General features: G+C 72.6%; 11 protein-coding genes. 5 read left to right on the forward strand and 6 right to left on the reverse strand.

Annotated features, from left to right (window positions below; translation table 11 throughout):
* Positions 1-347: NUDIX hydrolase (locus ETD96_RS34350; RefSeq protein ID WP_138640650.1), on the forward strand; the 347-nt coding region annotated here is incomplete at its 5' end.
* Here the strand turns inward: ETD96_RS34350 and ETD96_RS34355 are convergent.
* Positions 342-1,598: a CPBP family intramembrane glutamic endopeptidase gene (locus ETD96_RS34355; RefSeq protein WP_138640651.1), complete on the reverse strand. Its 1,257-nt coding sequence runs from the start codon at positions 1,596-1,598 to the stop codon at positions 342-344. The genes ETD96_RS34350 and ETD96_RS34355 overlap by 6 nt on opposite strands.
* 51 nt (positions 1,599-1,649) lie before the next feature.
* Entirely contained in the window at positions 1,650-2,588 is a 939-nt protein-coding gene (locus ETD96_RS34360; protein ID WP_171069371.1) for an HpcH/HpaI aldolase/citrate lyase family protein, read from the reverse strand.
* Between the two features lie 39 nt (positions 2,589-2,627).
* On the opposite strand from ETD96_RS34360, the gene ETD96_RS34365 reads away from it, so the two are divergent.
* Entirely contained in the window at positions 2,628-3,128 is a 501-nt protein-coding gene (locus ETD96_RS34365; protein ID WP_138640652.1) for a hypothetical protein, read from the forward strand.
* A 38-nt stretch (positions 3,129-3,166) separates the two neighbouring features.
* Here ETD96_RS34365 and ETD96_RS34370 read toward each other — a convergent pair whose 3' ends face one another.
* A complete protein-coding gene (locus ETD96_RS34370; RefSeq protein WP_138640653.1) occupies positions 3,167-4,057 on the reverse strand; it encodes an RNA polymerase sigma-70 factor in 891 nt (296 codons plus the stop codon).
* A gap of 123 nt (positions 4,058-4,180) precedes the next feature.
* Between ETD96_RS34370 and ETD96_RS34375 the strand changes: the two genes are divergently transcribed.
* Together ETD96_RS34375 and ETD96_RS34380 are read left to right on the forward strand one after the other, a co-directional pair.
* Positions 4,181-5,479 (forward strand): magnesium transporter MgtE N-terminal domain-containing protein, encoded by a 1,299-nt coding sequence (locus ETD96_RS34375; RefSeq protein WP_138640654.1) that lies wholly within the window; start codon positions 4,181-4,183, stop codon positions 5,477-5,479.
* 14 nt (positions 5,480-5,493) lie between these two features.
* Positions 5,494-5,973 (forward strand): DUF1003 domain-containing protein, encoded by a 480-nt coding sequence (locus ETD96_RS34380; protein WP_240808435.1) that lies wholly within the window; start codon positions 5,494-5,496, stop codon positions 5,971-5,973.
* On the opposite strand, the gene ETD96_RS34385 is transcribed toward ETD96_RS34380, so the two are convergent.
* Positions 5,939-6,433, reverse strand: a complete 495-nt coding sequence (locus tag ETD96_RS34385) for a MarR family winged helix-turn-helix transcriptional regulator (RefSeq protein ID WP_240808436.1) — start codon at positions 6,431-6,433, stop codon at positions 5,939-5,941. The two genes, ETD96_RS34380 and ETD96_RS34385, sit on opposite strands and share 35 nt — an antisense overlap.
* 110 nt (positions 6,434-6,543) lie before the next feature.
* Here ETD96_RS34385 and ETD96_RS34390 point away from each other — a divergent pair, with 110 nt between their 5' ends.
* A complete protein-coding gene (locus ETD96_RS34390) occupies positions 6,544-7,683 on the forward strand; it encodes an Mrp/NBP35 family ATP-binding protein (protein WP_138640656.1) in 1,140 nt (379 codons plus the stop codon).
* Between the two features lie 80 nt (positions 7,684-7,763).
* Here ETD96_RS34390 and ETD96_RS34395 read toward each other — a convergent pair whose 3' ends face one another.
* Both ETD96_RS34395 and ETD96_RS34400 read right to left on the reverse strand, forming a co-directional pair.
* Complete coding sequence (locus ETD96_RS34395) at positions 7,764-8,117, reverse strand: sec-independent translocase (RefSeq protein ID WP_138640657.1); 354 nt, start codon at positions 8,115-8,117, stop codon at positions 7,764-7,766.
* Between the two features lie 101 nt (positions 8,118-8,218).
* On the reverse strand, positions 8,219-9,419 hold a 1,201-nt coding region (locus ETD96_RS34400; RefSeq protein ID WP_138640658.1), incomplete at its 5' end, for a S1C family serine protease.

Here is a 9,419-nt window from a genome sequence, read left to right on the forward strand (position 1 = left end):
GGCGGCTGCTCATGGTGCGGCGGGGCCGGCCGCCGGGCGAGGGCCTGTGGTCCATCCCGGGCGGGCGCGTCGAGCCCGGCGAGGACGATCCGGCGGCGGTCGCGCGGGAACTGAAGGAGGAGACCGGGCTGGACGTCGTCGCAGGCGGGGAGATCGGGTCGGTGGAGCGGCCGGGGCCGGGCGGGGTCGTCTACGAGATCCACGACTACGCGGCGGACGTCACCGGAGGGACGCTCCAGGCCGGGGACGACGCGTCCGAGGTGCGGTGGATCTCGCCGGAGGAACTGCGGGGCCTTCCCGTCACGGACGGGCTGCTGGACGCGCTCGTCCTGTGGGGGCTGCTATGAGACCGAGGTCGGCTGGGGCGTGCCGGTGACGGGGGCGTCGTCCTCGTCCTCCGGGCCGGTCGTGACGGTCTGGATCCGCATCCGCCGCGCGAGCCAGACGACGCCCGCCGCGTACAGCGCCATCGGGACGACGTCGGCCACGACGACCTGCCACGGCACGCTGCCCTGCTCGATGTCCAGCTCGCCGACCGCCGCCGAGAACAGGAACGCCATCAGGTTGTTGAACACGTGCAGCGCGATGCTCGCCTCCAGGCCGCCCGTCCGCACCGCCAGCCACGCCGCGATCGCGCCGAAGGCGAAGATGTCGAGGATGCCCCAGCTCGTGTAGCCGTGCCCGGACGTGAACAGCGCCGAACCGACGACGATGGCGGGCCAGGGCGTGCGGAACACGATGCTCAGCGCGCGCCCGACGCGCCGTTTGGCGTTCTCCAGCGTGCAGGCGCCCACGGCCTGCAGCATCCAGCCGCGGAAAACGTACTCCTCCGCCGCCGCCTGGAACGGCACCAGGAGGATGATGGCGATCGCCGGGATGATGAAGGCGTCCCAGCCGACCCATTGCTCGTCGCCGCCCGACTGCTCCTCCAGGGAGACGCCCGCCAGGATCGACGTCCCGTAGGACACGACGCAGAACAGGATCGCGAGGCCCGAGCACGCCAGCATCCAGCGCCAGCGGAGCCGTCCGGCGACCGACGACAGCGTGCCGGGGCGCCGCCGCTGGATCCCCCACGCCGCCAACAGCGCCACCGGCAGGAACACCGCGAGCGCCGCCAGGTTGAACGCGAGGTCGGCGGTCTCGTCCCCGAAGATCGACCCGGTCTCCGAACCGGACGAGTCGGGCAGCTCCCCGGTCGCCACCACCCGGATGATCATTCCGATGATCATCAGCCCGAAGGCCAGGCCCATCCCGGCGGCCACGATCGCCAGCGTCCCCACCAGCGGGCGCCACCACCGGTGCGCCTCGGTGCGCGCCAGCCGGTGGAACGGGGCACCCTTCGGCGCGTCCACCGCCCAGGACCGCTTCACGGGCGGCGCACCATACGCGCCGTAGGCGCCGTACGCGTGCTCATAGGGGCCTGGCCCATATGGCGCCTGCGGGTATTGGGGCGGGCCGTACTCCTTGCTCAACCCGACCGGCTGCGGCGGTTGCGCCTGCTGCGGATGCCGTTCCGGCGGGTGCGGTTCCGGTGGACGGCCGTTGGGAAGGTCGGGGTCGAGCGGGGCCCAGCCCTCGGCGTCCCCTCGTTCTGACACGTGCGACCCTCCCGTAATGCCTCGCCTACGTGGGACGAATCGTACGGGGCCTCAGTTCCCCGCGGGGTCGAAGCGCTTCGTGCGGGCCAGCCCGGCGGCGCGTCCCTTGGCGGCGATGACGAGCGCCATCTTCCGGGACGCCTCGTCGATCATCTCGTCGCCGAGCCGGGCGGCGCCCCGGCCCTCGCGCAGCGCGTGGTCGTAGGCGTCGAGGATCAGCTCGGCGTGGTCGTAGTCGTCCTGGGTCGGGGAGAACACCGCGTTCCCGGCGTCGATCTGGGACGGGTGCAGGACCCACTTGCCGTCGAAGCCGAGCGCGGCCGAGCGCCGCGCGACCCGCGTGAACGCGTCCACGTCGCGGACGTTGAAGTAGGGCCCGTCGATGGCCTGCAGATCGTGGGCGCGCGCGGCGATCAGGATCCGCATCAGGATGTGGTGGTAGGCGTCGCCCTCGGTGTAGCCGGGCGGCTGCTCCCCCACCACGAGCGTCTTCATGTTGAGGGACGCCATGAGGTCGCCCGGCCCGAGGACGAGGGTCTCCAGCCGCGGCGAGGACGCGGCGATCGCGTCGATGTGCGTCAGGCCGCGGGCGTCCTCGATCTGCGCCTCGATGCCGATGCCGCCCACCGGCAGGCCCGTGGCCCGCTCGATCTGGGTGAGCAGCCGGTCGAGCCACTGGACGTGGGTCGCGTCCGACACCTTCGGCAGCATGATCGCGTCCAACTGGGCGCCGGCGCCCTCGACGACCTCGATCACGTCCCGGTAGGCCCACGGGGTGTCGAGGTCGTTGACGCGCACCACCCGGGTCTTGCCGGACCAGTCGCCGCCGGTGAGCGCGGCGACGACGGTCGAGCGGGCGCCCTCCTTGGCGGACGGCGCGACGGCGTCCTCCAGGTCGAGGAAGATCTCGTCGGCGGGCAGCCCCTGCGCCTTCTCGATGAAGCGGGGATTGCTGCCCGGGACGGCGAGGGTGGTACGGCGTGAGCGCATGGCCCGGATGCTATCCAGCGGGTGTGAGACCCTTCCGGCATGGGTCTGAACAGGGCGCTGGTGGAGGAGGCGGCCAAGAAGTCCGGGCTGCTGTGGCTCGACCTGCCGGGCCTGCCGCAGCCGCGGGCCGCCTGGCACGTGTGGCACGACGGCTCCGCCTACGTGCTGACCGGCGGCGAGGGCGAGCAGCCGCTGCCGGGCCTGCCGGAGGCCGACCGGGTCACGGTGATCCTGCGCAGCAAGGACAAGGGCGGCCGGCTGCTCTCGTTCACCGCCGACGCGGAGGTCGTCGAGCCCGGCACCGAGCTGTGGGACGCCGTGACGCCGATCCTCGCCAAGGAGCGCCTGAACGCCCGCACCCACGAGGGCCAGGTGGAGACGTGGGCGGCCGAGTCGTGGATCGTCCGGCTGACCCCGGTCGAGGAGGTCGAGACGGCGGCGGAGGAGTACGCGGCCGTCCGGCCGGTGCCGACCCCGGCGACGACCGCCGGCACGCCGCCGCGCATGGTCGGCGGCAAGCGCCGGCGCGTCGACCACTAGCGGGCGCCCCCCGCCGGCTCACCTCTCGAGCCGGCGGTTCACATCTCGAGCCGGCGGCCCTCCGCGAGGGCGCGCAGCTTGTCCGGGTTGGCGACCAGGTGGATCGCCTGGATCCGGCCGTCGGCGTCGGCGTCGGCGGTGAACGCGCTGATCGGGCCGGCCGGGCCGGACACGACCACCGCGGGCTCGCCGTTGAGCTCGACCCGCTCGAACCGCATGTCCGCCGGCTCGACGCCCTGGTAGGTCTGCTGGGACACCGCGCTGAAGAAGCGGCCCACCTTCTCCGCGCCGAAGATGACCCGGCGCGGGGCGCGGACCTTGCCGCCGCCGTCCGACCACAGCGCGACGTCCGGGGCCAGGACCTCCATGAACCGGTTGATGTCGCCGCCGAGCACCGCGTCGAAGAACCGCTCGGTCACGGCGCGCCGGTCGGCGCCGCCGGCCTCGAAGCGCGGCCGCCGGGCCTGCACGTGCTTGCGGGCGCGGGTCCCGAGCTGGCGCACGGACGCCTCCGACCGGTCCAGCGCCCGCGCGATCTCCGCGTACGGGTAGCCGAAGACCTCCTTGAGGACGAAGACGGCCCGTTCGAGGGGGCTCAGCGTCTCCAGGACGACCAGCATCGCCATCGACACCGACTCCGCCAGCTCGGCGTCCTCGGCGACGTCCGGGGACGTCAGCATCGGCTCCGGCAGCCACGGGCCGACATAGGTCTCGCGTCGGGCCTGCGCCGAGCGGAGCCGGTCCAGCGCCACGTTGGTGGTGATCCGGACGAGGTAGGCCTTCGGGTCGGCCACGCCGGAGCGGTCCGCGGCGGACCAGCGCAGCCAGGCGTCCTGCACGGCGTCCTCGGCGTCCGCCGCCGTGCCCAGCATCCGGTACGCCACCGCGAACAGCAGGCTGCGGTGCTCCTCGAAAGCGTCGCTCATCATCGTCAACTCTTTCACGCCAGCTAGGACGGGACGAGCGCCCGAGATGTGACACTCCTCGCCGGAAGCGTCCGGTGTGCGTCCCGGGTCCGGATCGACCGGGAGATCATGGGTAGTGTCCTGCCCATGAGTGCGGCTCCGACACGGGTGTTCATCGCCCGGCTCGCGGGCATCGCGGTGTTCGACCCGGCCGGGGACCAGGTCGGCCGGGTCCGCGATGTGGTGGTCGCGCTGCGGCTGGCGCCGCGGCCGCCGCGGGTGCTCGGGCTGGTGGTGGAGGTCGCGCCGCGGCGGACCGTGTTCCTGCCGATCACCCGGGTGACGGTGATCGAGGCGGACGCGATCATCTTCGACGGGCGGCTGAACATGCGCCGCTTCCAGAAGCGCGAGTCGGAGACGCTGGCCATCGCCGAGATGCTGGACCGCACCGTCCGGTTCTGCGACACCGGCGAGCCCGTCTCCGTGGTGGACGTGGCGATGGAGCCAACCCGCACCCGGGACTGGCTCATCGCGAAGGTCGCCGTCCGCCGCCGCACCGGCCGCGGCCTGCGCAAGCGCGGGGAGAGCCTGATCGTCGACTGGGACGCCGTCGAGGGGTTCTCCGCCGTCGAGCACGGGCAGGGCGCCGCCGGGCTGATCGCCGCGTTCGAGCGGATGAAGCCCGCCGACCTCGCCAACATCGTGCACGAGCTGTCACCGAAGCGGCGCGCGGAGGTCGCGGTCGCGCTGGACGACGAGCGGCTCGCCGACGTCCTGGAGGAGCTGCCCGAGGACGACCAGGTCGAGATCCTCGGCAACCTCGGCGTGGACCGGGCCGCCGACGTGCTGGAGGCGATGGGGCCCGACGACGCGGCGGACCTGCTCGGCGAGCTGCCCGCCGAGCAGCGGGAGCGGCTGCTGACGCTGATGGAGCCGCAGGACGCGGCGCCGGTGCGGCGGCTGCTCACCTACCCCGACGAGTCGGCCGGCGGGCTGATGACCAGCGACCCGGTGATCGTCCCGCCGGACGCGACGGTCGCCGAGGCGCTCGCGCTGATCCGCCGCCCCGACCTGAACCCGGCGCTGGCCGCGCAGGTGTACGTGTGCCGGCCGCCGACCGCGACGCCGACCGGCCAGTACCTCGGCACCGTGCACTTCCAGAAGCTGCTGCGCGAGCCGCCGCCGACGCTGGTCAGCGGGATCGTGGACGCCGAGCTCGACCCGCTGCGCCCCACCATGTCGCTGGAGGCCGTCGCGATGTTCCTGGCCACCTACAACCTCGTCGCCGGCGCCGTCGTGGACGAGAACGGGCATCTGCTCGGCGCGGTGACGATCGACGACGTCCTCGACCACCTGCTGCCCGAGGACTGGCGCGAGACCGTGATGGACGCCGTCGCCGAGGGGTCCGCGGACCCCGAGGAAGAGGCTCTCCGGGGGACCACATGATGACGACACGGCCGATGACCGGGCGCCTGGACCAGCCGCGGGAGGTGCGCCGGACGCTGCTGCCGCGGATCCACTACGACCCCGAGTCGTTCGGGCGGCTGTCGGAGCGGATCGCGCGGTTCCTCGGCACGGCCCGGTTCATCGTCTACATGACCGTCTTCGTCACCGTGTGGATCGGGTGGAACCTGCTCGCGCCGTCCGCGCTGAAGTTCGACCCGTACCCGTTCATCTTCCTGACGCTGATGCTGTCGCTGCAGGCGTCCTACGCGGCGCCGCTGATCCTGCTCGCCCAGAACCGGCAGGACGACCGGGACCGCGTCCAGTACGAGTCGGACCGGGCCCGCGGCGACCGCAGCATCGCCGACACCGAGTACCTGACGCGGGAGATCGCGGGGCTGCGGGTGGCGCTGAACGAGGTCGTCACCCGCGACTTCCTGCGCTCGGAACTCCAGCAGATCCTCAAGGAGATGGACGCCAAGGAGAACGTCCGCTAGCCGCTCGGGCCGGGACCTTCTCGTCGGCGAGCTTGCCGAGGATGTGCCCGAGGATGCGCAGGTCGGGCTCGTCCAGCCGGCTGAGCAGGTAGTCGCGGACGCCCTGCCGGTAGGTGGGGGTGGCGTCGGCGAGGCGGTCCCGCCCGGCGGCGGTGAGGACGGCGTACAGGCCGCGGGCGTCGTCGGCGCAGGACTGCCGCACCACCAGCCCGTCGCGCTGCATGCGGTCGACCAGCCGGGTCAGGCCGCTGCGCGACAGCAGCACGCGGTCGGCGAGGTCGTTCATCCGCAGCCGCCCGTCCGGCGCCTCGCCGAGGTGCAGCAGCACGTCGTAGGAGGCGAGGGCGAGGCCGTGGCGGGCCAGCAGGTCGGCCTGCAGGCGGCGGGAGATCCGCGCCTGCGCCCGCAGCATGGTCCGCCAGACGGCCGGCTCGTCGGCCGGGAGGGTACCGGTGGTCACCGCACCGATGTTACGGCCGGTGAGGCCCCCGCGCGATGGAGACGCACCCGGCGTGTGAGGACGGACACCCTGATTAACGGAACGGGGCCCGGGGTTCATACCATGGACGCATGGCCTCCCAGTTGACGACCGAGCGGGTGACCGAGGCTCTCGCCACGGTGAACGATCCTGAGATCCACAAGCCCATCACCGAGCTCGACATGGTCAAGAGCGTCGACATCGAGGCGGACGGCACCGTCCGCGTCGGCGTCTACCTGACCGTGGCCGGATGTCCGATGAAGGACACCATCACCAAACGCGTCACGGAGGCCGTCTCCCGTCTCGACGGGGTCACCTCGGTCCAGGTCGACCTGGACGTGATGAGCGAGGAGCAGCGCAAGGACCTGCAGACCAAGCTGCGCGGCGGGCAGCCCGCCAAGGAGATCCCGTTCGCCAAGCCGAACTCGCTGACCAAGGTGTACGCGGTCGCGAGCGGCAAGGGCGGCGTCGGCAAGTCGTCGGTGACGGTGAACCTCGCCGCCGCGCTGGCCGCGCAGGGCCGCAAGGTCGGCGTCGTGGACGCCGACATCTACGGCCACTCGGTGCCGCGGATGCTGGGCGTGGACACCCCGCCCACCAAGGTCGAAGACATGATCATGCCGCCGTCCGCGCACGACGTGAAGGTCATCTCGGTCGGCATGTTCACCGCCGGGAACCAGCCGGTCGTGTGGCGCGGGCCGATGCTGCACCGCGCGCTCCAGCAGTTCCTCGCGGACGTCTACTGGGGCGACCTCGACATCCTGCTGATGGACCTGCCGCCCGGCACCGGCGACATCGCGATCTCCGTCGCGCAGCTGCTGCCGTCCGCGGAGATCCTCGTCGTCACCACCCCGCAGCAGGCCGCCGCCGAGGTGGCCGAGCGGGCCGGCGCGATCGCCGCGCAGACGCACCAGCAGGTCGTCGGCGTGATCGAGAACATGTCCTACCTGGCGTGCCCGCACTGCGGCGAGCAGCAGCACATCTTCGGCGAGGGCGGCGGCCAGACCGTCGCGGACGCCCTGACCAAGACCCTCGGGACCCGCGTCCCGCTGCTCGGCCAGGTGCAGATCGACCCGCGCCTGCGCGAGGGCGGCGACAACGGCACCCCGCTCGTCCTGTCCGACCCGGACGCGGGCGCCGCCAAGGAGCTGCGCACCATCGCCGACAAGCTCGCCGGCCGCAGCCGCGGCCTCGCCGGCATGTCCCTGGGCATCAGCCCCAAGGGCCGGTGACACGGCCAGAACCCGGGAAGTCCACCAAGAGCAAGGGAAAGGCCCCGCCGGACGCCGGCGGGGCCTTTCCCTTGCTTTGCTCAGGTCGCTTCGTTGTCGAATGGGGGGCGTTCGCCTGCTGGGAGGGCGCCCGTCGTCGTGGCGTAGGACGGGGCGTCGTCGAAGAGGCCGGTGCCGTTCGCGGTCGGGGTGCCGTCCTCGTCCTCGAAGAGGTGCTTGCGGACGAACGTCTTCGGGTTCAGGTCGTTGATGTCGAAGTCCTTGAACTCCGGCCCGAGCCCCTCCTGCAGGTCGGCCTTGGCGCTGTCGGCCATCTGCCGGAACTGCCGGAGCATGCGGCCGGCCTGCCCGGCGACCTGCGGCAGCTTGTCCCCGAAGATGACCAGGGCGAGGACGACGAGCACCGCCATCTCACCGAGTCCGACGTCGAACAACCCGTCCTCCACAAGCCGTCAGGGGCCGGTCCGCGCGGACCGGCCCCCTCAGCGTATCCCGAGACCGGACGAACCGGACCTCCCGATCGTGCCGCGGCGCGCTAGTCGGCACCCAGCGTCAACTGGACGTTGGCCTCCTTGCCGGCGCGCTCGTAGGTGACGGTGACCCGGTCGCCGGGGGCCCGGCTGCGGATCTGCGCGATCAGGTCGGTGGCGTCCTCGATCGGCCGGCCGTCGACCTTGGTGATCACGTCGCCGGGCTTCAGCCCCGCCTTGTCCGCCGGGCCGCCCTTAACCACCGGGTCCTGCCCGTTGACCTGCTGGGTCATGATCCGGGCGCCGCCGTCCTGGTAGCGCGGGTCCGGGAACACGCCGAGCTTGGCCTGGCGGACGCTGCCGGTGCGGATGATCTCCTCGGCGATCCGCTTGCCCTGGTTGATCGGGATCGCGAAGCCGAGGCCGATGCTGCCGCTCTGGGTCTCGCCGCCGAGCGACTGGCCGCCGAGCGTCGCGATCGCGGTGTTGATGCCGATCACGCGGCCCTTCCCGTCGACCAGCGGGCCGCCCGAGTTGCCGGGGTTGATCGCGGCGTCGGTCTGGATGGCGTTCAGGTAGGACGCGTCGCCGCCGCCCTCGCCCTGCGTGGGCACGGCCCGGTTCAGCGAGCTGACGATGCCGGTGGTAACCGAGCCCTGCAGGCCGAGCGGCGAGCCGATCGCGATCACCGGGTCGCCGACGGCGATCTTGCTGGAGTCGCCGAGCGGCAGCGGCGGCAGCGAGTGCTGGCCCTCCGGCTTGAGGACGGCGACGTCCGAGCTCGGGTCGGAGCCCTTGACGGTCGCGGGCAGCGTCTTCTTGTCGTTGAAGACGATCTGGATCTGCCCGCCGCCCGCACCGGCGACGACGTGGTTGTTGGTGATGACGTAGCCGCCGTTGACGATGAAGCCGGTGCCGCCGACCTCGCCCTGCGAGGCCTGCGCGCGGATCATCACGACGCTGGGCAGCACGCGCTGCGCCACGCCCGCGACGGAGTCCGGCGGGCGGGCCTGGATCGGGGTGTCGCTGTCGTTGCTGCCGCCGAGGCTGACGGAGCCGCCGTCGTCGCCGTCGGTCGCGATCACGCCGACCCCGGCGCCGACCGCGCCCGCGACCAGCGCGACGATCAGCGCGACGATCGCGAAGAGGCCGAGGCCCGGGCCGCCGCGCGCGGACGGCGGGAGCGCCGGGACGGGCGCCCAGTTCGGGCCGCCTCCGGGCGGCATCCCCATGCCCATCGGGCGGGGGCCGCCGGGCGGCGGGCCC

Origin of the sequence: Actinomadura geliboluensis (genome assembly GCF_005889745.1) — a bacterium.
Classification (GTDB): Bacteria; Actinomycetota; Actinomycetes; order Streptosporangiales; family Streptosporangiaceae; genus Spirillospora; species Spirillospora geliboluensis.

Coding starts and splice junctions, on each gene's coding strand:
- ETD96_RS34360 (WP_171069371.1), bottom strand. CDS start 2,588: ATGCGCTCACGCCGTACCACCCTCGCCGTCCCGGGCAGCAATCCCCGC.
- ETD96_RS34390 (WP_138640656.1), top strand. CDS start 6,544: ATGGCCTCCCAGTTGACGACCGAGCGGGTGACCGAGGCTCTCGCCACG.
- ETD96_RS34370 (WP_138640653.1), bottom strand. CDS start 4,057: ATGATGAGCGACGCTTTCGAGGAGCACCGCAGCCTGCTGTTCGCGGTG.
- ETD96_RS34375 (WP_138640654.1), top strand. CDS start 4,181: ATGAGTGCGGCTCCGACACGGGTGTTCATCGCCCGGCTCGCGGGCATC.
- ETD96_RS34380 (WP_240808435.1), top strand. CDS start 5,494: ATGACCGGGCGCCTGGACCAGCCGCGGGAGGTGCGCCGGACGCTGCTG.
- ETD96_RS34365 (WP_138640652.1), top strand. CDS start 2,628: ATGGGTCTGAACAGGGCGCTGGTGGAGGAGGCGGCCAAGAAGTCCGGG.